General features: G+C 67.5%; 20 protein-coding genes. 13 read left to right on the plus strand and 7 right to left on the minus strand.

What is annotated here, in order from left to right:
* Nucleotides 1–182: 182 nt before the first annotated feature.
* From ugpQ to ugpB, 6 genes are all read right to left on the minus strand, one after another.
* On the minus strand, nt 183–920 hold the full coding sequence (gene ugpQ, locus PK606_RS04015) for a glycerophosphodiester phosphodiesterase (protein ID WP_324560960.1): 738 nt from the start codon (nt 918–920) through the stop codon (nt 183–185).
* Between the two features lie 11 nt (nt 921–931).
* The gene (locus PK606_RS04020) at nt 932–1,963 is read right to left on the minus strand and encodes a zinc-binding dehydrogenase (RefSeq protein ID WP_324560962.1); all 1,032 of its coding nucleotides are present in this window, start codon (nt 1,961–1,963) and stop codon (nt 932–934) included.
* A gap of 13 nt (nt 1,964–1,976) precedes the next feature.
* Complete coding sequence (gene ugpC, locus PK606_RS04025) at nt 1,977–2,999, minus strand: sn-glycerol-3-phosphate ABC transporter ATP-binding protein UgpC (RefSeq protein ID WP_324560964.1); 1,023 nt, start codon at nt 2,997–2,999, stop codon at nt 1,977–1,979.
* Nucleotides 3,000–3,137: 138 nt separating this feature from the next.
* Nucleotides 3,138–3,995, minus strand: a complete 858-nt coding sequence (gene ugpE / locus PK606_RS04030) for a sn-glycerol-3-phosphate ABC transporter permease UgpE (RefSeq protein ID WP_324560966.1) — start codon at nt 3,993–3,995, stop codon at nt 3,138–3,140.
* Nucleotides 3,992–4,876, minus strand: a complete 885-nt coding sequence (gene ugpA / locus PK606_RS04035) for a sn-glycerol-3-phosphate ABC transporter permease UgpA (RefSeq protein WP_324560968.1) — start codon at nt 4,874–4,876, stop codon at nt 3,992–3,994. Before ugpA ends, ugpE begins: the two co-directional genes overlap by 4 nt.
* 176 nt (nt 4,877–5,052) lie before the next feature.
* Complete coding sequence (gene ugpB / locus PK606_RS04040; RefSeq protein WP_324560970.1) at nt 5,053–6,369, minus strand: sn-glycerol-3-phosphate ABC transporter substrate-binding protein UgpB; 1,317 nt, start codon at nt 6,367–6,369, stop codon at nt 5,053–5,055.
* Between the two features lie 195 nt (nt 6,370–6,564).
* Between ugpB and PK606_RS04045 the strand changes: the two genes are divergently transcribed.
* Nucleotides 6,565–10,470: a DUF3683 domain-containing protein gene (locus tag PK606_RS04045; RefSeq protein WP_324560972.1), complete on the plus strand. Its 3,906-nt coding sequence runs from the start codon at nt 6,565–6,567 to the stop codon at nt 10,468–10,470.
* A gap of 243 nt (nt 10,471–10,713) precedes the next feature.
* On the opposite strand, the gene PK606_RS04050 is transcribed toward PK606_RS04045, so the two are convergent.
* Nucleotides 10,714–11,823 (minus strand): AI-2E family transporter, encoded by a 1,110-nt coding sequence (locus PK606_RS04050; protein WP_324560974.1) that lies wholly within the window; start codon nt 11,821–11,823, stop codon nt 10,714–10,716.
* A gap of 122 nt (nt 11,824–11,945) precedes the next feature.
* Here PK606_RS04050 and PK606_RS04055 point away from each other — a divergent pair, with 122 nt between their 5' ends.
* The 12 genes from PK606_RS04055 (at nt 11,946) to PK606_RS04110 (ending at nt 22,443) form a co-directional block, all read left to right on the plus strand.
* On the plus strand, nt 11,946–12,362 hold the full coding sequence (locus PK606_RS04055) for a gamma-butyrobetaine hydroxylase family protein (RefSeq protein WP_324560976.1): 417 nt from the start codon (nt 11,946–11,948) through the stop codon (nt 12,360–12,362).
* A 79-nt stretch (nt 12,363–12,441) separates the two neighbouring features.
* On the plus strand, nt 12,442–13,176 hold the full coding sequence (ubiE, locus tag PK606_RS04060; RefSeq protein WP_324560977.1) for a bifunctional demethylmenaquinone methyltransferase/2-methoxy-6-polyprenyl-1,4-benzoquinol methylase UbiE: 735 nt from the start codon (nt 12,442–12,444) through the stop codon (nt 13,174–13,176).
* A 65-nt stretch (nt 13,177–13,241) separates the two neighbouring features.
* On the plus strand, nt 13,242–14,222 hold the full coding sequence (locus PK606_RS04065; RefSeq protein ID WP_324560979.1) for a Tim44 domain-containing protein: 981 nt from the start codon (nt 13,242–13,244) through the stop codon (nt 14,220–14,222).
* A 171-nt stretch (nt 14,223–14,393) separates the two neighbouring features.
* Nucleotides 14,394–14,933, plus strand: coding sequence for a ubiquinone biosynthesis accessory factor UbiJ (locus PK606_RS04070; RefSeq protein WP_324560981.1), 540 nt, complete (start codon nt 14,394–14,396; stop codon nt 14,931–14,933).
* On the plus strand, nt 14,930–16,498 hold the full coding sequence (gene ubiB / locus PK606_RS04075) for a ubiquinone biosynthesis regulatory protein kinase UbiB (RefSeq protein WP_324560983.1): 1,569 nt from the start codon (nt 14,930–14,932) through the stop codon (nt 16,496–16,498). The genes PK606_RS04070 and ubiB overlap by 4 nt, the downstream gene beginning before the upstream one ends.
* A gap of 169 nt (nt 16,499–16,667) precedes the next feature.
* Nucleotides 16,668–18,140: a high affinity choline transporter 1 gene (locus PK606_RS04080; RefSeq protein WP_324560985.1), complete on the plus strand. Its 1,473-nt coding sequence runs from the start codon at nt 16,668–16,670 to the stop codon at nt 18,138–18,140.
* Between the two features lie 88 nt (nt 18,141–18,228).
* Nucleotides 18,229–18,552 (plus strand): FmdB family zinc ribbon protein, encoded by a 324-nt coding sequence (locus PK606_RS04085; protein ID WP_324560987.1) that lies wholly within the window; start codon nt 18,229–18,231, stop codon nt 18,550–18,552.
* Nucleotides 18,553–18,579: 27 nt separating this feature from the next.
* On the plus strand, nt 18,580–19,341 hold the full coding sequence (locus tag PK606_RS04090; protein WP_502920783.1) for a DUF502 domain-containing protein: 762 nt from the start codon (nt 18,580–18,582) through the stop codon (nt 19,339–19,341).
* 33 nt (nt 19,342–19,374) lie between these two features.
* Nucleotides 19,375–21,177: an aspartate--tRNA ligase gene (gene aspS, locus PK606_RS04095; protein WP_324560989.1), complete on the plus strand. Its 1,803-nt coding sequence runs from the start codon at nt 19,375–19,377 to the stop codon at nt 21,175–21,177.
* Between the two features lie 207 nt (nt 21,178–21,384).
* Nucleotides 21,385–21,711 (plus strand): ElaB/YgaM/YqjD family protein, encoded by a 327-nt coding sequence (locus tag PK606_RS04100; protein WP_324560991.1) that lies wholly within the window; start codon nt 21,385–21,387, stop codon nt 21,709–21,711.
* Nucleotides 21,712–21,745: 34 nt separating this feature from the next.
* Entirely contained in the window at nt 21,746–22,126 is a 381-nt protein-coding gene (locus PK606_RS04105; RefSeq protein ID WP_324560993.1) for a phage holin family protein, read from the plus strand.
* Entirely contained in the window at nt 22,123–22,443 is a 321-nt protein-coding gene (locus PK606_RS04110; RefSeq protein WP_324560995.1) for a YqjK family protein, read from the plus strand. The genes PK606_RS04105 and PK606_RS04110 overlap by 4 nt, the downstream gene beginning before the upstream one ends.
* The last annotated feature ends 44 nt before the right edge of the window (nt 22,444–22,487 follow it).

A 22,487-nucleotide genomic window follows, 5' to 3' on the forward strand; every position in this document is an offset into this window, starting at 1 on the left:
TCGGGCTCAACTTCGCGGTCGGACTCGGCGTGCTGATGCTGGGCCTGGCCCTGACGGGCCGCGATGGCCGCATGCTGACCTACGGGGCGCTGGCGCTGGCGGTGGGCGCCAGCCAGGCCTGGCATGTGCGGCGCGCCGGGCGCGAGGGCGGTGCGGCCTGAACCGCACGGCGCGCGGACAACTCAGGCGCCGGGGCTGAACAGATCGATCCGGTCGGTGACGATACCGTCGGTGCCCAGTGAGATCAGCCGCTCGGCCGCCCATTCATCGTTCACCGTGTAACTCAGCACGCGCATGCCCATGCCGTGCACTTGCTCGACCAGCGCCGCATCCCACAGCGCGTGATTGCAGACGATGGCGGCGCAGCGCAGTTGCGCGGCGTAGCCGAAGCAGCCGTCCCACAGCGTGTCCAGCAACAGGCCGCGCGGCAGTTGCGGCGCCGCCTGCAGCGCGCCCCACAGCGATTCGGGGCGGAACGAGGTCAGCAGTGGCGGTGTCGTGGCGCCCTGCCACAGGTGCGCCGCCAGTTCGGCGACCACGCGGCCGGTGCGCTCCTCCAGCCCCGGCGTCGGCTTGATCTCGATGTCGAGCTGGTGGCCGTTGGCCAGGCACCAGCGCGCCAGGTTTTCCAGCGTCGGCAACGGCTCGCCGGCGTAGCGGCGCGAATGCCAGCCGCCGGCATCCAGCCGGGCCAGCGCTGACCAGCCCTGCTCGCCCGCCGTGCCGTGGCCGCTGGTGGTGCGATCCAGCGCAGTGTCGTGCAGCAGGAATGGCACGCCGTCGGCCGACAGCTTGACGTCGCACTCGAACATGCGCCAGCCGTGTTCGGCGCCGAGGCGGAATGCCGCCAGCGTGTTCTCCGGCGCCAGCCGGCCGGCGCCGCGGTGGGCGATCCAGAACGGGTAGGGCCAGGCGTCCATGGCGGGCGGCTTCAATCGATCGCCAGTGCGGTCTTGCCGAACTGCTCGTAGGCTTCCAGCCGGGCCAATGCGGTGCGCACCTCGCCCAGCGGATAGGTCTTCTCGATCCGCGGCCGCACGCCGTGGCGCTGGCAGAACGCCAGCAGGTCGTGCAGCTCCGCGATGGTGCTCATGGTCGAGCCCAGGATCTTGAGCTGGCGGATGAACAGGCGGCGGATGTCGGCGCCGGGCTGGTCGCCGCTGGTGGCGCCGCAGGTCACCAGGCGCCCGCCGCGCACCAGCGACTTCAGCGCCGCGCTCCAGACCGCCTCGCCGACGTTCTCCAACACCACGTCGACGCCGCGCCCGCCGGTGGCGGCCAGCGCCGCCTTGGCGACGTCCTCGCGGCTGGAGTCGATCACGTGGTCGGCACCCAGCGCACGGGCGCGTTCCAGCTTGTCGGCATGGCGCGAGGTGACGATGACGCGTGCGCCCAGCACCTTGGCGATCTGCAGCCCCGCCAGCGACACGCCGCCGCCGATGCCGAAGATCAGCAGTGTCTCCCAGCTCTTGAGCTGCGCCTGGGTGGTCAGCATGCGCCAGGCGGTCAGGTGGTTGACGCCGAGCGCGGCGCCTTCGGCGAACGACCAGTCATCCGGCAGCGCCAGCACGTTGCGCGCCGGCACCGTGACGTACTGGGCGAAAGTGCCGTCGCGGTGCTCGCCCAGCATCTTGTAGCGGGTGCACAGCACGTCGTCGCCGCGCAGGCAGAACTCGCAGCGCTGGCACGACACGCCGGGGTGCAGGAACACGCGCTGGCCGGGCTTGAGCAGCGGGTCATCGGCATCCACCTCGTCGATCACGCCGGCGCCGTCGAGCCCCAGGATCATCGGGATCGGGTGCGTGATGCCGGCGCCGCTGTTGCGCATGTACAGGTCGACCCGGTTCAGCGTGGCGGCGTGCAGGCGGATGCGCACTTCGCCTGGCGCGCGCGCGGGCAACGGGCGCTCGCCCACGATGACGACTTCCATGCCGCCGTGGCCGGTGATGTAGGCCGCTTTCATGTCCTGATCCTCCTCAGTGCTCGATGCGCAAGCCCGTCGCTTCATCGAAGCCGTGGATGCGGTCTTCCAGCGGCAGCACGTGCAGCAGTTGCCCGGGCGCGGGTGGTGCCTCGGTCTCGTGCATGCGCAGGATGGTCCACGGACCCTGTGGTCCGCCGAGGTGTCCGTACACCAGCCGCTCGGCGCCGAGCATCTCGACGGTGGCGACGTTCAGCGACCAGCCGCCGGAATCGACCACCCGCAGATGCTCCGGCCGGATGCCCAGCAGCGCACCTTCGCGCACGCCCTCGACACCCTTGAGCAGGTTCATTGGCGGCGCGCCGATGAAGCTGGCGACGAAGGTGCTGGCCGGGCGGTGATAGACCTCGTCGGGCGTGCCGAACTGCTCCATGCGGCCGGCGTTCAGCACGATCATGCGCTCGGCCAGCGTCATCGCCTCGACCTGGTCGTGGGTGACGAACAGGCTGGTGATGCCGAGTTCGCGGTGCAGCTTCTCGATCTCCAGCCGGGTCTGTGCGCGCAGCTTGGCGTCCAGGTTCGAGAGCGGCTCGTCGAACAGGAACACCTGCGGCTCGCGCACGATGGCGCGGCCCATGGCCACGCGCTGGCGCTGCCCGCCCGACAGCTCGCGCGGCTTGCGCTGCAGCAGGCCGTCCAGTTCCAGGATGGCGGCGGCCTTGTCGACGCGCGCCCTGATCTCGGCGACCGGGACCTTCTTGATCTTCAGTCCGTAGGCCATGTTGTCGAACACGCTCATGTGCGGATACAGCGCGTAGTTCTGGAACACCATGGCGATGTCGCGCTCGGCCGGCTCCAGTTGGTTGACCACGCGGCCGCCAATGCTGATGGTGCCTTCGGTGATTTCCTCCAGCCCCGCGACCATGCGCAGCAGCGTCGACTTGCCGCAGCCCGAGGGTCCGACGATAACGACGAACTCGCCGTCTTTGATCTCGGCGCTGACGCCATGGATGACCTGGTTGGCCTTGGGGCCGGTGCCGTAGCGCTTGACGACTTTGTTGAACTCAATACTAGCCATGGGTTATGCGGTGACGAGAATCAAAGGGCCGCGGAGCAGGCCAGTCCAGCGAACACCGTGGCCGGACCTGCGCCGGGCACTGGCGTTGTCCCCCTCGCATAGCAGGTGGGAAAGGCGCGAAGCGACTCAGGGGGGTGTTCACTTCTCCGTATCCACCAGTCCCTTGACGAACCACTTCTGCATCAGTACCACCACCAGTGCCGGTGGGATCATCGCCAGGATGGCGGTGGCCATGATGACGTTCCATTCGTTGGCCGCATCGCCGCCGGCGAACATGCGCTTGATGCCCATGACGATGGGGTACATGTCCTCGCTGGTGGTCATCAGCAGTGGCCACAGGTACTGGTTCCAGCCATAAATGAACTGGATCACGAACAGCGCCGCCATGCTGGTCTTGGACAGCGGTAGCAGCACGTCCTTGAAGAAGCGCATTGGGCCGGCACCGTCGATGCGCGCCGCCTCGGTCAGCTCGTCGGGCACCGTGAGGAAGAACTGGCGGAACAGAAAGGTGGCGGTGGCCGAGGCGATCAGCGGGATCGTCAGGCCGGCATAGCTGTTCAGCATGTTCAGATCCGCCACCACCTTGTAGGTCGGCAGGATGCGCACCTCGACCGGCAGCATCAGGGTGATGAAGATCATCCAGAACACCAGGCCGCGGAAGGGAAAGCGGAAGTACACCACCGCGAACGCCGACAGCATGGAGATGGCGATCTTGCCGACCGCGATCACGATGGCGGTGACGAAGCTCACCCACAGCATGCGCCCGGCCGGCGGGATGCGGCTGCCGTAGCTGGTCTCGCCGCCGAACAGGGCCAGCCGGTAGGTCTCCAGCATGTGCGAACCGGGCAGCAGCGACATCGGCGTGCGCTGCACGATCTCCGCCGAGGTCTGGGTCGAGGCGATGAAGGCCAGATAGACCGGAAAGCCCACCGCCAGCACGCCGAGCAGCAGCACGGTGTGGGCAATGGCGGTGGTGCCGGGCCGGTTTTCAATCATTGGTACTGCACCCTGCGTTCGACGTAGCGGAACTGCGCCACCGTCAACGCGATGACGATCACCATCAGCACCACCGACTGCGCGGCCGAGCCGCCCAGGTCGAGCCCCTTGAAGCCGTCGAAATACACCTTGTAGACCAGGATCGCGGTGTCCTTGCCGGGGCCGCCGTGCGTCGCCGTGTCGACGATGCCGAAGGTGTCGAAGAAGGCGTAGATGATGTTCATCACCAGCAGGAAGAAGGTGGTGGGTGAGAGCAGCGGGAACTGCACGCTCCAGAAGCGGCGCCAGGGGCCGGCACCGTCGATGGCGGCGGCCTCGATCAGGCTCTTGGGCACCGACTGCAGGCCGGCCAGGAAGAACAGGAAGTTGTAGGAAATCTGCTTCCAGGCCGCCGCCAGCACGATCAGCGCCATCGCGTGCTGGCCGTTCAGCAGGTGGTTCCAGTTGAAGCCGATGCTGCGTAGCGCGTAGGCCACCACGCCGATCGATGGCGCGAACATGAACAGCCACAGCACGCCGGCCACGGCGGGCGCCACCGCATAGGGCCAGATCAGCAGTGTCTTGTAGCCGGTGGCGAACTTGATGACGCGGTCGGCCATCACCGCCAGCGCCAGCGCGATGACGATGCCGAGCACGGCCACCAGCACCGAGAACAGCACCGTGATCTGGAACGATTCGAGGTAGCTCGAATCGCCGAACAGCTGCGTGAAGTTCTCCAGGCCGACGAACTCGGTGCTGATGCCGAAGGCGTCCTCGCGCAGCAGGCTCTGGTAGATCGCCTGACCCGCCGGCCAGAAGAAGAACACCAGCACGATCGCCAACTGGGGCGCCACCAGCGCCCAGGGCAGCCAGGCGGACTTGAAGCGGACGCGCTTTTCCATGGAGGCTGATTATCAGGTCGTTACACGTGGCGCCGATGATCCGGCTTGCCGACCGTCGTGACGCGACACGTGCCGGGGCCGAGGGTCGCCGATGGGCCTGAAACAAAAGGCCGGCGACTTGCGTCGCCGGCACATCCGGATATCAGGCACCGGCGCAGCGCGCGCCGTGGCCGGCATCAACCGCGGTTGGCTTTCTGGAAGCGCTGCAGCTGCTCATTGCCACGCTTGACGATGGTGTCGAGCGCATCCTTGGCCGACTTCTTGCCGGCCCACACGCCTTCCAGTTCCTCGTCGATGATGGCGCGGATCTGCACGAAGTTGCCCAGGCGCACGCCGCGCGATTTCTCGGTGGTCTTGCGGATCATCTGCGTCACGCTGACGTCGGTGCCGGGGTTCTTCTTGTAGAAGCCCGACTGGTCGGTCAGTTCGAACGACTTGATGGTCACCGGCAGGTAGCCGGTGCGCTGGTGGCTCTTGGCCGCCACCTCGGGCTGGCTCAGGAAGGCGAAGAACTGGCCGATGCCCTTGTACTCGTCGGGCTTCTTGCCGGCCATCACCCACAGGCTGGCACCGCCGATGACGGTGTTCTGCGGCGCGCCCGGCACGTCGGGGTAGTAGGGCAGGGTGCTGATGCCGCTGGCGAACTTGGCGTTGCGGCTGATGTTGCCGTACAGCGCCGACGAGCCGGTGGTCATGGCGCACTCGCCCGAGACGAAGGTGGCGTCGGCCGCGTTGCCGCGGCCCTTGTAGACGAACAGGCCCTGCTGTGCCATGTTGGCCAGGTTCTCGATGTGGCGCTGGTGCAGCGGCGTGTTGACGGCCAGGCGCGTGCCCGTGCCGCCGAAGCCGTTGTTGAGCGTGGCGAACAGCACGTTGTGCCAGGCGCTGAAGCTCTCGAGCTGGGTCCAGCTGATCCAGCTGGTGGTGAACGGGCACTTGTGGCCGCTGATCTTCAGCTTGGCCGCGGCGGCGGCGACCTCAGGCCAGGTCTTGGGCGGCTGTTCCGGATCCAGGCCGGCGGCCTTGAAGGCGTCCTTGTTGTAGTGGAACACCGGCGTCGAGCTGTTGAACGGGAAGCTCAGCATCTGGCCGTTGGGCGCCGTGTAGTAGCCCGCCACCGCCGGCACGTAGCCGGCGGGGTTGAACGGCACGCCGGCCTGCTTCATCACCTCGCCGACCGGCTTGATGGCACCCTTGCTGGCCATCATGGTGGCGGTGCCGACCTCGAACACCTGCAGGATGTGCGGCGCGTTGCCGGCGCGGAAGGCGGCGATGGCGGCCGTCATCGACTCGTCGTAGCTGCCCTTGAAGGTCGGCGTGACCTTGTAGGCGGTCTGGCTGGCGTTGAACTCCTTGGCCAGGTCGTTGACCCACTCGCCCAGGGCGCCGCCCATCGAGTGCCACCACTGGATTTCGGTCTGTGCGTGGACCGGGCCGGCCAGTGCTGCGGCCAGGGCCGCGCCGACGGCGGCGATCTTGAAGGACGGTTTCATCTTGCGAGTGCTCCTGGACAGAGAAAAAGGAAAAGGGCAGTCTATGTCGGTTTTGTTGCAATTTGGTGGCGGAAAACCCTGTCTTTCCTGCCTGGTGCGCAGCGTCAGGGCTTGGAGTGGAAGCAGCGTGATGAAGCGCCTAAAATTAAAGGTTTTCCCTAGGTGGTCGGCGCACGCGTCGCCATTCGGCACTCCATGAATGCTCCCGTGATGCTGGATCAGCCGCAGGCCGTGCACGACGCGGCTCCGCGCCTGCGCGAGATCCCGTACAACTACACCAGCTTTTCCGACCGCGAGATCGTGCTGCGCCTGCTCGGCGCGCGCGCCTGGGAAGTGCTGCAGCAACTGCGTGGCGAGCGCCACACGGGCCGCTCGGCGCGCATGCTGTACGAGGTGCTGGGCGACATCTGGGTGGTGCGGCGCAACCCCTACCTGCAGGATGACCTGCTCGACAACCCGCGCCGCCGGCGCATGCTGGTCGAAGCGCTGCAGCACCGCCTGGCCGAGATCGAGAAGCGCCGCACGCCGGGTGACGACGCCGGCCGCGACGCGCTGGTGGCCGAGCTGCTGGTGGCCGCGCACCGCGTGGTCGAGGCCTTCGACCGATCTTTCGGCAAGGTCGCCGAGCTGCGCCGCCGCACCGCCAAGGCGCTGGGGCGACACACGCACAAGGACAACATCAAGTTCGACGGCCTGTCGCGCGTCAGCCACGTGACCGACGCCACCGACTGGCGCGTCGAGTTCCCGCTGGTGGTGCTGACGCCGGACAGCGAAGAAGAGATGGCTGGCTTGGTCCAGGGCTGCATCGAACTGGGCCTCACAGTCATCCCGCGCGGCGGCGGCACCGGCTACACCGGCGGCGCGATTCCGCTGGACTGGAAGAGTGCCGTCATCAACACCGAGAAGCTCATCGGCATGGGCAAGGTCGAGCGCATCGCGCTGCCGGGGGTGGCGGGCGAGGTGCCGACCATCCACACCGAGGCTGGTGTGGTGACGCAGCGCGTGGCCGATGCCGCCGAAGCCGTCGGGCTGGTGTTCGCGGTTGATCCGACCAGCGCTGAAGCGTCCTGCATCGGCGGCAACGTCGCCATGAACGCCGGTGGCAAGAAGGCCGTGCTGTGGGGCACGGCGCTGGACAACCTGGCCAGCTGGCGCATGGTGACGCCCGATGGTGGTTGGCTGGAGGTGACGCGCCTGGGCCACAACCTGGGCAAGATCCACGACGCCGAGGTGGCCAGCTTCGAGCTGAAGTATTTCGACGCCTCGGGCAAGACGCTGAAGCGCACCGAACGCCTCGACATCCCAGGCGCCACTTTCCGCAAGGAAGGGCTGGGCAAGGACGTGACCGACAAGTTCCTGGCCGGTTTGCCCGGCGTGCAGAAGGAGGGCTGCGACGGCCTGATCACCAGCGCGCGCTGGATCCTGCACCGCATGCCCGAACACACGCGTACCGTGTGTCTGGAGTTCTTCGGCCATGCCAAGGACGCGGTGCCAAGCATCGTCGAGATCAAGGACTTCATGTTCGCCGAACAAAAGCGGACGGGAACCTTGCTGGCCGGCCTGGAGCACCTGGACGACCGCTATCTGCGCGCCGTGGGCTATTCCACCAAGTCCAAGCGCGGCGGGCTGCCCAAGATGGTGCTGATCGGCGACATCGCCGGCGACGACCCCGATGCCGTGGCGCGCGCCACCAGCGAGGTGGTGCGCATCGCCAACAGCCGCAGCGGCGAGGGCTTCATTGCCGTCGAGCCGCAAGCGCGTAAGAAGTTCTGGGCCGACCGCAAGCGCACCGCCGCCATCAGCCGCCACACCAACGCCTTCAAGATCAACGAGGACGTGGTGATCCCGCTGCCGCGCATGGCCGAGTACACCGACGGCATCGAGCGCATCAACATCGAGCTCAGCCTGCGCAACAAGATCGAACTGGCCGATGAGCTGGAGGCCTTCCTCGCCGGCGGGCAACTGCCGCTGGGCAAGGCCGAACAGGGCGCCACCATCCCGACGCCCGAACTGCTGGCCGAGAAGCTGCAGCTGGCGCTGGCCGTGGTGCGCGAGACGCGCACGCTGTGGCGCGGCTGGCTACGCGATGTCGATGCGCTGTTCCCGCAGTTGCAGGACCACAGCCTGCGCGCCAGCTGGAAGACGCAGATCCGCGACCCGCTGGGCGACATCTTCACCGGCAGCGACTTCGAGCCGCTGATGGCGGCGCTGGGCGAGATCCAGCAGCGCGTGTTGAAAGGGCGCGTCTGGATTGCCCTGCACATGCACGCGGGTGACGGCAACGTGCACACCAACATCCCCGTGCACAGCGACAACTACGCGATGCTGCAGACCGCGCACGAGGCGGTGGACCGCGTGATGGCGCTGGCGCGCAGCCTGGATGGCGTGATCTCGGGCGAGCATGGCATCGGCATCACCAAGCTCGAATACCTGAGCGACGACGAGCTCAGCGCCTTCGCCGACTACAAGCAGCGCATCGACCCCGAAGGCCGCTTCAACCGCGGCAAGCTGCTGCGCAACAAGGAACTGCCGGCACATCCGGGCCGCCGCCTGCGCGCCGACCTCAGCAACGCCTACACGCCCAGCTTCGGGCTGATGGGGCACGAGTCGATCCTGCTGCAGCAAAGCGACATCGGCGCCATTGCCGACTCGATCAAGGACTGCCTGCGCTGCGGCAAGTGCAAGCCCGACTGCTCGACCCACGTGCCGCGCGCCAACCTGCTGTACAGCCCGCGCAACAAGATCCTCGCTACCTCGCTGCTGATCGAGGCCTTCCTGTACGAGGAGCAGACGCGCCGCGGCGTCAGCCTGCGCCACTGGGAGGAATTCGAGGACGTGGCCGATCACTGCACCGTGTGCCACCGCTGCCTGGCGCCGTGCCCGGTCAAGATCGACTTCGGCGACGTCACCATGAACATGCGCAACCTGCTGCGCAAGATGGGCAAGAAGAGCTTCCGGCCCGGCAACGCGGCCAGCATGTTCTTCCTCAACGCGACCGAACCCACCGTCATCAACGCCACCAAGCTGGGCCTGGCGGCGGCGTTCACGGCGCAGCGCGCGGCGGTCGACTTCTTCAAGGTCGCCGGCCGCCAGCAGACGCGCCACCCGCCCGCCACCGTGGGGACGGCGCCGATCCGCGAGCAGGTGATCCACTTCGTCAACAAGAAGCTGCCCGGTGGCCTGCCGACCAAGACGGCGCGCGCGCTGCTCGACATCGAGGACCGCGCCTACGTGCCGGTGATCCGTGACCCGAATGGCACCACGGTGAACAGCGAGGCGGTGTTCTACTTCCCGGGCTGCGGCTCCGAACGCCTGTTCAGCCAGGTGGGCCTGGCCACGCAGGCCATGCTGTGGCATGCCGGCGTGCAGACCGTGCTGCCGCCCGGCTACGTGTGCTGCGGCTACCCGCAGCGCGGCAGCGGCCAGTTCGACAAGGCCGAGAAGATGATCACCGACAACCGGGTGCTGCTCCACCGCGTGGCAACGACGCTCAACTACCTCGACATCAAGACCGTGGTGGTCAGTTGCGGCACCTGCTACGACCAGATCTCGGGCTACCAGTTCGACAAGATCTTCCCCGGCAGCCGCATCATCGACATCCACGAATACCTGCTGGAGAAGGGCATCACGCTGCCGGCCGAACAACAGGGCGCCTATCTCTACCACGAGCCCTGCCACGACCCGATGAAGCTGCAGGATTCGACCAAGACGGTGAAGGCGCTGCTGGGCGAGAACGTGATCCGCAACAACCGCTGCTGCGGCGAGAGCGGCACGCTGGGTGTGACCCGGCCCGACGTCTCGACCCAGGTGCGCTTTCGCAAGGAAGCCGAGATCCGCCAGGACGAGGCGCGCCTGCGCGAGCTGATGAAGAGCACCGGCGCCGGCCCCGGCCTGGTGGCGGCGCCGCAGAACCTGAAGATCCTGACCAGTTGCCCGAGCTGCCTGCAGGGCCTGTCCCGCTACCAGGACGACCTGGGCAACGGGCTGCTGGAGGCCGACTACATCGTCATCGAGATGGCGCGCCACATCCTGGGCGAGAACTGGCTGCGCGAGTACGTCGACAAGGCCAACGCCGGCGGTATCGAGCGCGTGCTGGTCTGACGGCTCAGCCTAGGAACGGCAGTTGGATGCGCGCGAGCGTGCCGTGATGGGTGTGCCAGGCGAGGCGTGAGGACGCCGCGCACTCGTGTGCGCCAGGACGAGCAACGCCGCATGGCGCGGCCAGCGCGGTGCGATCGGGCGCATAGCGCGCTCACCCGACAGGTGAGTGTGATCGAAGCGGTGAAAGTCAGCGCTCGTGCGTGTTGCCCAAGGATGACCAGCGATCGACTGCCGTTCCTAGGCTCAGTGCTCGTCGTCGGCGCTGGGTGGCACGTCGGGTTCGCCGCCCTGCGCATCCGGGCTCCGCTGGCGATCGTCGTGCCTGAACAGCGCCCAGCAGGCCATGAACATGGCGGCGATGGTCGGGCCGATGACGAAGCCGTTGATGCCGAACAGCGACATGCCGCCGATGGTCGAGATCAGCACGATGTAGTCGGGCAGCTTGGTGTCCTTGCCGACCAGGATCGGGCGCAGCACGTTGTCCGACAGGCCGATCACCAGCACGCCCCACAGGGCCAGCGCCACGCCCTGCCAGATCGAGCCGGTGGCCAGCAGGTAGATCGCCACCGGTGCCCACACCAGCGCCGCGCCGACGGCGGGCAGCAGCGACAGGATCGCCATCACCACGCCCCAGAACACGGCGCCCTTGATCCCCAGGGCCCAGAACGCCAGGCTGCCGAGGATGCCCTGCACGATCGCCACCACTACGTTGCCCTTGATGGTGGCGCGCACCACGGTGGCGAACTTGTTCAGCAGGTACTGCGTGTGGCTGCGTGCCAGCGGCACCGAGTCGCGCACCAGGCGTGACAGCGGCACCCCGTCGCGCAGCAGGAAGAACAGCAGGTACAGCATCACCGCGAACTGCAGCAGGAACTGGAAGGTGTTCTGGCCGATCGCCAGCGCGCGCGTCGCCAGCAGCTGGCTGCCCTGCAGCAGCCCGCTGGAGAGCTTGTCGATCAGCGATTCGAGGTTGAACACCCCCAGGCGCCCCAGCCAGTCGGTCAGCCAGCCGGGCAGCGCCGCCACGATCTGCTGGAAATAGCTGCGCAGGTTGATCTCGCCGGCGCGCATGCGCTGCACGAAGCTGGTGGCGTCGTCGATCAGCGAAGCGCCGATCATGATCATCGGCAGGATCACGATCACCAGGCTCAGCAGCAGCGTCAGCAGCGCCGCCAGGTTGGCGCGGCCCTTCAGGCGCCGGCGCAGCCGCTGGTAGAGCGGGTTGAACAGCAGGGCCAGCGCCATGGCCCAGAACACGGCGCCGAAAAACGGCGCCAGCACCCACAGGAAAGCCAGCGTCACGCCCGCCAGCAGCAGCAGGAAGACGAGGCGTTGCAGCTGGGGCGTGTTCATCGTGCGGCGACTATAGCGGTTCGGCCAGCCGGAGGCGTGTCAGCCGACACGCCGATGCGGGTTGGCGAAGCCGGGCACAATGCCAGCTTGTACGCCATCGCTACCGACTGCATTCACCGACCATGGCCAACCCCCGAACCCGTCGTTCCGCACCCGAAAACCTGACCGTGCACGCGAAGTCGCGCCTGCTCGAACTGAGCTGGCCGGACGGTGCGCATTTCCGCATCCCGTTCGAGCTGATGCGCGTGTATTCGCCCTCTGCCGAGGTGCAGGGCCACGGCCCGGGCCAGGAGGTTCTGCAGACCGGCAAGCGCGACGTCGACATCACCGAGCTGGCGCCGATCGGCAACTACGCGGTGCAGCCGACCTTTTCCGACGGCCACCTGAGCGGCATCTTCACTTGGGAGTACCTGTATTTCCTCGGCTCGCAGCAGGACGAGCTGTGGAAGCAGTATCTCGAGCGCCTGGCCGCGGCCGGCATGGACCGCGACGCCCCGATGCCGCTCGCGGCAGGTGGCGGCGGTGGCTGCGGCCACTGAAATTTCCACGGCTTGCGTGCGAGCGCATGCCGGCGCCGCGGGCGATCCGCCGCAACACCATCATCGAGAATAGATCCCCATGGGCAGCACGCATTTCGGCTACGAATCGGTCGACGAACGCGACAAGGCGCGCCGCGTGCGCGGCGTGTTCGACTCGGTCGCGTCCCGGTACGACCTGATGAACGACCTGATGTCGGGCGGCCTGCACCGGGCCTGGAAGGCCTACACCGTGATGGTCGCCAACGTGCAGGAAGGCCAGCGCGTGCTCGACATCGCCGGTGGCACCGGCGATCTGGCGCTGGCCTTCGCCAGGAAAGCCGGCCGCACCGGCCAGGTGGTGCACACCGACATCAACGAGGCCATGCTGCGCACCGGGCGCGATCGGCTGGTCGATGCCGGCGTGATCCTGCCGACCCTGGTCTGCGATGCCGAACAGTTGCCTTTTCCCAACAACCATTTCGACCTGGTCAGCGTCGCCTTCGGCCTGCGCAACATGACGCACAAGGATGCCGCGCTGCGCGAGATGGCACGGGTGCTGAAGGAGGGCGGCAAGCTGCTGGTGCTGGAGTTCTCCGAGGTCGCCAAGCCGCTGCGCAAGGCCTACGACCTGTATTCATTCAGTGTGTTGCCCAAACTCGGCCGGCTGGTGGCGGGCGACGCCGACAGCTACCGCTACCTGGCGGAATCGATACGAATGCACCCAAATCAGCAGGAACTCAAGGCGCTGATGCAGGTCAATGGCTTTGGGCACGTCGACTATCACAACATGACCGGCGGGGTCGTGGCCCTTCACGTCGGAATCAAATGCGGTTAGTCTTTCACCGCTTGCGCCCATTTACCAACTGACATAAACCCTCACGAAACCGGAGAACCCACAGGATGAAATTGAGCCACCTCGTCTCGCGCCTTCTCACGCTGCTGCTGGCAGTGGTGCTGATCGGCGCGTTCACTTTCGACGCCGAAGCGCGCCGTCTGGGCGGTGGCAAGTCCATGGGCCGGCAATCGAGCAACGTCACGCAGCGCCAGGCGACGCCACCGGCAGCGCCGACCAACCCGTCGCAATCGGCGGCCACTGCCGGCGCGGCCGGTGCCGGCACCGCCGCGGCCGGTGCCGCTGCGGGCAAGCCCTGGGGTGCCATGATCGGCGGTCTGGCGGCGGGCCTGGGCCTGGCCTGGCTGGCCAATTCGCTCGGCCTCGGCCCGGCGTTCGCCAACCTGCTGCTGTTCCTGCTGCTCGGCGTGGTGGTGATGGCGGTGATCGGCATGATCCGGCGCTCACGCGCCGGCGCGCAAGGCGGCATGGCCTACCAGGGCGCTGGCGCCGCCAATCCGGTGACGCCGCGCCAGTACAACCCGACCAAGGTCGGCAACGACGCCTCGGCGCGCCCGTGGGAAGGCCAGGCGGCGCAGTTCGACGGCAGCGCAGGCGGCTCGATGATCGGCTCGGCGCTCGGTGGCTCGCAGAATTGGGGCGTGCCGGCCGATTTCGACATCGCCGGCTTCACCGAGGCGGCCAAGCGCAATTTCATCACCTTGCAGGATGCCTGGGATCGCTCCGACATGGCGACGCTGCGCGCCATGATGACCGACGGCATGCTGGGCGAGATCCAGTCGCAACTGGCCGAGCGCGAGCGCGCCTCGCCGGGCCAGACCAACAAGACCGAGGTGGTGATGCTGGATGCGCAGCTGCTGGGCATCGAGGAACTCAGCGACGTCTACATGGCCAGCGTCGAGTTCAGCGGCATGATCCGCGAGGAGCCCTCGGCCGGCCCGGCGCCGTTCCGCGAGGTCTGGAACATGACCAAGCCGCGCAGCGGCCGCGGCGGTTGGCTGGTGGCGGGCGTTCAGGCGCTGCAATGACCGCCGGGCCGGGCGGCCCGACATGACCTCGCCGCTGCGCGGCGTCGATGACCGACAAGCGAAGCGCCACCTCCGGGTGGCGCTTTTTCATGGTGGTACAGCCGCCGTTATCGAAGCGCCAGCGACGTCGTGCGGCGAAGCCGCGTCATTTGTCATCAATAATCGGGCACCATGGCAACACAGTCCCCTTTTTCATTGCTGGCCGATGCCTTCGGCCAGTTGACGAAGAACCTGAAGGCGCCCGGCTGGCTGGTCGATGAGGTGCAGCACCGGCTGGTGCTGTTCATCAACCATGTGCTGATGCAGGAGCCCGAGGCGCAGACGCGCCTGAAGCGCCAGCAGGGGCGGGTGGTGCGGCTGCAGTGGCGTGATTTCCACCTGCAGCTGGGCGTCACGCCGGCCGGGCTGTGCGAACTGGCGCCGGTGGCCGAGCCGGATCTGCTGCTCACCGTCACCGACACGTCGCCGCTGGAGCTGGCCCGCAACGCGGTGCGCGGCGACAAGCCGGGCGTGCGCATCGAGGGCGACGTGCAGTTCGCCGCCGAGGTCAACTGGCTGGTCGAGCAGCTGCGCTGGGACGCCGAGGAAGACCTGTCGCGCCTGATCGGCGACGCGCCGGCGCACACGGTGGCCAACATCGGCCGCAGCGTCGCGCAGGCCCTGCGCACCTTCGTCAGCAAGCTGCCGGGTCAGGACAAGGCCGGCAGATGACGCGTTTCGTGCGCGCCGCCTACATCGTGTGGGTGTCCTTGCGCTACGGTCTGGACGAGCTGGTGCTGACCAGCTTCCAGAAACCCTGGTTGCGCGTGATCGCGCGCATCGCGTCGATCGGGCGTGATCTGTCGGCCCCGCGCGGGCAGCGCCTGCGCGAGGCCTTGCAGAAGCTGGGGCCGATCTTCGTCAAGTTCGGCCAGGTGCTGTCGACGCGGCGCGACCTGCTGCCGCCCGACATCGCCGACGAACTGGCCAAGCTGCAGGACCAGGTGCCGCCGTTCCCGGGTGATGTCGCCATCGCCACCATCGAGCGTTCGTTCGGCAAGCCGCTGGCCGAACTGTTCACCAGCTTCGAGCGTGAACCGGTGGCCAGCGCCTCGATCGCGCAGGTGCATTTCGCCACCCTGACCGATGCCAGCGGGCGCGAGCGCGAGGTCGCCGTCAAGGTGCTGCGGCCGGGCATGCTGAAGGTGATCAAGCAGGACCTGAGCCTGATCCGCATGATGGCGGTCTGGGTCGAGCGCCTGTCGGCCGACGGCAAGCGCCTGAAGCCGCGCGAAGTGGTGGCCGAGTTCGACAAGTACCTGCACGACGAGCTCGACCTGGTGCGCGAGGCCGCCAGCGCCACCCAGCTGCGGCGCAACATGGCGGGGCTGGACTTGGTGCTGATCCCGGAGATGTTCTGGGACCTGATCCGCGCCGACGTGCTGGTGATGGAGCGCATGGCCGGCATCCCGATCAGCCAGGTCGAGCGCCTGCGCGATGCCGGCATCGACATCCCCAAGCTGGCGCGCGACGGCGTCACCATCTTCTTCACCCAGGTGTTCCGCGACGGCTTCTTCCACGCCGACATGCACCCGGGCAACATCATGGTCAGCGTCGATCCGGCCACGTTCGGGCGCTACATCTCGCTCGACTTCGGCATCGTCGGCACGCTGACCCAGGTCGACAAGGAATACCTGGCGCAGAACTTCACCGCCTTCTTCCGGCGCGACTACAAGCGCGTCGCGGAGCTGCACGTGGAAAGCGGCTGGGTGCCGCGCGATACCCGTGTCGACGAGCTGGAGTCGGCGATCCGCAGCGTCTGCGAGCCCTACTTCGACCGTCCGCTGAAGGAGATCTCGCTCGGCATGGTGCTGATGCGGCTGTTCCAGACCTCGCGCCGGTTCCACGTCGAGATCCAGCCGCAGCTGGTGCTGCTGCAGAAGACGCTGCTCAACGTCGAGGGTCTGGGGCGCCAGCTTGATCCCGAGCTGGATCTGTGGAACACCGCCAAGCCGTTCCTGGAAAAGTGGATGGTCGACCAGATCGGCCCGAAGCGCTTCCTGCGCGAGCTGCAGGAGCAGGCGCCGTACTACGCCAAGATGCTGCCCGACCTGCCGCGGCTGCTGCACGGCTACCTGCGGCAGCGCCCGCTCGACGATCTGCGCGCCGATCTGCAGGAGCTGGTGCGCCAGCAGCGCCGCACCAATGGCCTGCTGCAGAAGATCGTCTACGGCGGCATCGGCTTCGTGCTCGGCCTGATCGTGATGCAGCTGATCGTGCGCGTGAAGGTCTTCTGAGGGCCTGCGCGCCGCCCTCGGTCGGCCGCCGGCCGTCGGCATGATCGCCTGCTGATCCGGCCGTTCGGACACGCTGGTCGCGGCGCGGGCAGTCCCCGATTCCGGCGCAAGTGATTGCAAGGATAATCGCGCGTCCAGATTTGCCATCCGAGCGTGGAAGGAACCGCCCGTGCTGATCAGCTTCATCATCGTGTACCTGTTGATTTCGATCGGCATCGGCCTGTACGCGGCGACGCGGGTCAAGAACACGGCCGACTACGCGGTGGCGGGCCGCAGCCTGCCGCTGGCGGTGGTCATCGCCACCACCTTCGCCACCTGGTTCGGCTCCGAGACGGTGCTGGGCGTGCCGGGCACCTTCGTCGAATCGAACCTGGGCGGCATCGTCGAGGACCCGTTCGGCGCCGGCATGTGCCTGGTGCTGGTGGGCCTGTTCTTCGCCCGCAAGCTGTACCTGCGCAACATCATCACCATCGGCGACTACTACCGCCAGCGCTTCGGCCGCGTGGTCGAGGTGCTGTGCTCGCTGATCATCATCTTCAGCTACCTGGGCTGGGTCGGCGCGCAGGTCACGGCGCTGGGCCTGGTGTTCAATCTGCTCAGCCAGGGTGCCATCAGCATGGCCTGGGGCATGGTGATCGGCACCCTGGTGGTGCTGGTCTACACGCTGTACGGCGGCATGTGGTCGGTGGCGCTGACCGACTTTGTGCAGATGATCGTCATCACCATCGGCCTGCTGGCCATCGCCTGGTACGCCGGCAACATGGCCGGTGGCGCCGACAAGGTGATCGACTACGCGGCACGCGAGGGCAAGTTCCAGTTCTGGCCCACCGGCGGCGCCAAGGAGTGGCTGTTCTTCATCGGCGCCGGCATCACCATGATGCTGGGCTCGATCCCGCAGCAGGACGTGTTCCAGCGCGTGATGTCCTCGCGCGACGTCAAGACCGCCCAGCGCGGCCCGGTGATCGGTGGCACGCTCTACATCCTGTTCGCCTTCGTGCCCATGTTCATCGTCGTCGCGGCGCTGATGGTCATGCCCGAGGCGGCCCAGTTGATCGCCGACGACCCGCAGAAGGTGCTGCCGCGCCTGGTGATGGACCACATGCCGATCGTGCTGCAGGTGGCGTTCTTCGGCGCGCTGCTGTCGGCCATCATGTCCACCGCCTCGGCCACGCTGCTGGCGCCGGCCACCACCTTCGTCGAGAACATCCTGCGCAATCTGCGCCCCGGCATGAGCGATGCCGAGACGCTGAAGGCCATGCGCATCAGCGTGCTGGTGTTCACCTTCTGCGTGCTGGCCTATGCCATCACCATGGAGGGCTCGTCGATCTACGAACTGGTTGCCGGCGCCTACCAGGTGCCGCTGGTGGGCGCCTTCGTGCCGCTGGCCTTCGGCGTCTACTGGAAGCGCGCCACCTCGCAGGGCGCGCTGCTGGCGGTGGTGCTGGGCATCGGCGTGTGGCTACTGTGGGTGGCCAGCCCGATGCTTCATGAAGCCTTCCCGCAGCAGCTGGCCGGCGTGTTGGCGGCGATCGCCGGCATGGTGGGCGGATCGCTGGCGCCGCAGTGGCTGCCCGACCACAAGGGCCACGTTCACCATTACGAGGGCAGCCACGAAGGCGCTCGCGAGGGCAGCCTGGCCTGATCCGAGGCCGGCCGACGGTCGGCGCCAAGACGGGGCGCCGCCTATAATTAAGGGTTTTTCCGGGGCGCGCCCAGCCCCGGCTGCCGCCATGCCCATTTACGCCTACAAGTGCGCTTCCTGTGGCTTTGCCAAGGATGTGCTGCAAAAGTTGTCCGATGCACCGTTGACGCAGTGCCCGTCCTGCGGCGAAGCCACGTTCTCCAAGCAGCTGACCGCCGCCGGCTTCCAGCTCAAGGGTTCCGGCTGGTACGTGACCGATTTCCGCGACGGCAACAAGGGTGGCGCGGCCGGCAAGGGCGCGGCGTCGTCGCCGCCTGCCGACGGCGGCAGCGCCAAGTCCGAGAGCGCGGCACCGGCGTCCGCGCCGGCCGCACCGGCTTCGGGCGGCGGCTCCGACTCGTCCGGCAGCTGACGCCCCGCGCGCCCGGCTGCCGCCCCCATGATGCACCGCCTGCGCCAGTACTTCATCACCGGCCTGCTGGTGTGGCTGCCCGTGGGCATCACGGCCTGGGTGCTGCTGTGGCTGGTCGGCATCCTGGACGGCATCTTCCTCGGCGTGCTGTCGGCGGCCGAGGCGATGATTCCGGGCCTGGGTGGGCTGACCGACCGGCTGCGCCACATTCCCGGCCTGGGCGTGATCCTGGTCGGCATCGTGGTGCTCGGCACCGGCGTGTTCGTGGCCAACATGTTCGGCCAGTGGTGGCTGCGCCAGTGGGAGCGCGTGATGCACCGCATCCCGGTGGTGCGCAGCATCTATTCCAGCGTCAAGCAGGTGTCGGACACGCTGTTTTCGGGTTCCGGGCAGGCGTTCTCGAAGGCGCTGCTGATCCAGTACCCGCGCCAGGGCGCCTGGACCATCGCCTTCCTGACCGGCAAGCCGGGCGGCGAGGTGGCGCGCCACCTGGACGGCGACTACATCAGCGTCTACGTGCCGACCACGCCCAACCCGACCTCGGGCTTCTTCCTGATGGTGCCGCGCGCCGACATCGTCGAGCTGAAGATGAGCGTCGACGAGGCGCTCAAATACATCATCTCGATGGGCGTGGTGGTGCCGCCGCTGCGCGAGCCGCGCCCGGGCGAGCCGCTGCCGACGCCGCAGGTGCCGGGCGTGACCGGCCCGCGCAACCCGCCGGCGCCCACGCCGTCAGCGCCGACCACGCATCCGATGGTGGATCCGACGGCGGCCCGGCCGGAACTCTGAGTCTTTCCCATTTATTAGAAGCGATCCCTCTCCATGTCCATGCGCTCCCACTACTGCGGCCTCGTCACCGAGGCACTGATCGGCCAGACCGTCACCCTGTGCGGCTGGGTCAACCGCCGGCGCGACCACGGCGGCGTGATCTTCGTCGATCTGCGCGACCGGGAGGGCTACGTGCAGGTGGTGTGCGACCCGGACCGCCCGGAGATGTTCAGGACCGCCGAGGACCTGCGCAACGAGTTTTGCATCCAGGTCAAGGGCCTGGTGCGCGCGCGCCCCGAGGGCACGACCAACGACAACCTCAAGAGCGGCAGGATCGAGGTGCTGTGCCACGAGCTGACGGTGCTCAACCCCTCGGTGACGCCGCCGTTCCAGCTCGACGACGACAACCTGAGCGAGACCACGCGCCTGACGCACCGCGTGCTGGACCTGCGCCGGCCCTATATGCAGCACAACCTGATGCTGCGCTACCGCGTCACCATGGCGGTGCGCAAGTTCCTCGACGAGCAGGGCTTTGTCGACATCGAGACCCCGATGCTGACCAAGAGCACGCCCGAGGGCGCACGCGACTACCTGGTGCCGAGCCGCGTGCACGACGGCCATTTCTTCGCGCTGCCGCAGTCGCCGCAGCTGTTCAAGCAGCTGCTGATGGTGGCCGGCTACGACCGCTATTACCAGATCACCAAGTGTTTCCGCGACGAGGACCTGCGCGCCGACCGCCAGCCCGAGTTCACGCAGATCGACATCGAGACTTCGTTCCTCGGCGAGGAGGAAATCCGCGCACTGTTCCAGCGCATGATCGTGCAGGTGTTCAAGACCACGATGGACGTCGACCTGGGCGAGTTCCCGGTGCTGCCCTACGCCGAGGCCATGCACCGCTTCGGTTCCGACAAGCCGGACCTGCGCGTCAAGCTCGAGTTCACCGAGTTGACCGATGTGATGGCCGACGTCGACTTCAAGGTCTTCAGCGGCCCGGCCACCACGCCGGGCGGCCGTGTGGTGGCCCTGCGGGTGCCGGGTGGCGCCGAGATCAGCCGCGGCGAGATCGACGGCTATACCGAGTTCGTCAAGATCTACGGTGCCAAGGGTCTGGCCTGGATCAAGATCAACGACGCATCGAAAGGGCGCGAGGGACTGCAATCGCCGATCGTCAAGAACCTGCACGACACGGCGATCGCGGCGATCCTGGAGCGCACCGGTGCGCAGGGCGGCGACATCCTGTTCTTCGGTGCCGACAAGGCCCGGGTGGTGAACGACGCCATCGGCGCGCTGCGCCTGAAGATCGGCCACGGCGATTTCGCCAGGAAGGCCGGCCTGTTCGAGGACCGCTGGGCGCCGCTGTGGGTGGTCGACTTCCCGATGTTCGAATGGGATGAGGACGAGCACCGCTGGAATGCGATGCACCATCCGTTCACCAGCCCGAAGGACGGCCATGAGAACGTCATGGACACCGACCCGGGCAAGTGCATGGCCAAGGCCTACGACATGGTGCTGAACGGCTGGGAGCTGGGCGGCGGCTCGGTGCGTATCCACCGCGCCGAGGTGCAGGCCAAGGTGTTCGAGGCGCTGCGGATCGGTCCCGAGGAGCAGCGGCAGAAGTTCGGCTTTCTGCTCGACGCGCTGCAGTACGGCGCGCCGCCGCATGGCGGCCTGGCCTTCGGCCTGGATCGCCTGGTGACGTTGATGACCCGCGCCGAGTCGATCCGCGACGTCATCGCCTTCCCCAAGACCCAGCGCGCGCAGTGCCTGCTGACCCAGGCGCCCAGTCCGGTGGACGAGAAGCAGTTGCGCGAGCTGCACATCCGGCTGCGCAACCCGGTGAGCGTCACGGCTTCCTAAAGCGGCAGGCCCGCTTCTTCCTCTTCTCCCTTCGGGAAGAGAGTGCAGGCAGCGCCGGCGCAGGACCGGGCGCGGCTGCGGCCGGCATGGGCTGCTGCCGTGCCGGCCAGGCTCGCCCGGCTGGATTCCGATGCGCAGCGGCGCCGTCCTACGCGAGGCTGCTGATGGGCTCTGTTACGATCAATTCGTCGCTCAAGGAGAACCCTCATGAACTACTCTGATCTGGCCGATTCGGCCGCCGAAACCAAGGAACAGCTGGTCACCAATCTGCGCCGCGTGGTGTCCGATGCCGAGGATCTGCTGGCCGCCACCGCCGGCCAGACCGACAGCAAGATCACCGAGTTGCGCGCGCGCGCCAAGGAGAACCTGTTGGTCGCGCGCGAGCGCCTGGCCGATGCCGATGCGGCGATGCGTGAGCGCGCCCGCCGCGCCGCCGCCGTGACCGACGAATACGTGCACGACCACCCCTGGTCCTCCATCGGTGCCGCCGCCGCCATCGGCATGCTGATCGGCGTGCTGCTCGGCCGCCGCTGATCCGGTTGTTGCGCCGGCCTGGGTAGCACGAGCCATGAGCGGGATATCGAGCGAAGCCAGCACCTCGGCGAAAGTGCGCGGCCTGTTCGCAGATGTCATCGAGCTGGCGCAGGTCCGCTTCGAGCTGTTCACGGTTGAGGCGCGGGAAGAGCTCTCGCGCCTGACCTGGCTGGCGGTGACGAGTGCGCTGGCGGTGGTGTTCGTCAGTTTCGGGCTGATCTTTCTCAGTATTTTTCTGACCGTGCTGCTGTGGGACACGCACCGACTGGTTGCGCTCGGCATCTTCACCACGCTGTTTCTCGGCGGCGGCATCGTGCTGGCCCTGCTGGCTCGGCATAAGGCCCGGCAGGGCTTTCGCATGTTTGCTGCCAGCCGCGACGAGTTGCGGCGTGACCAGGAGCGGCTGCGCGCATGAAGCCCGAGGAGCCACATACCGACCTCGCAGCGCGGCGCGAGCAGTTGCGCCTGCGCTCGGCCCAGTTGCGCGAGCAGCTGGCAGGGCGCAGCCGCGTGATGCGGCCGGCGTTCAATGCCGCCGACCGGGTGCGCGATGGCGTGCGCACGGTGCGCGGCAACCAGACGCTGGTGTTGCTGGTGGGCGCCGCGTTGGCCGGCGCCGTGCTGGCGCGGCCGCGTGCGACCATCAATCTGGGCCTGCGCGCCTGGTCGGGCTGGCAGTTGTTCCGGAGGGTACGGCCGATGGTCAATGCGTTCATGCGTCAGCTGCTGTAGGCTGCCGCCCGGGCGACGCGGATGGAACGTGTCGCGAGGCACGC

Origin of the sequence: Ottowia sp. (assembly GCF_035444425.1) — a bacterium.
Classification (GTDB): Bacteria; Pseudomonadota; Gammaproteobacteria; order Burkholderiales; family Burkholderiaceae_C; genus Ottowia.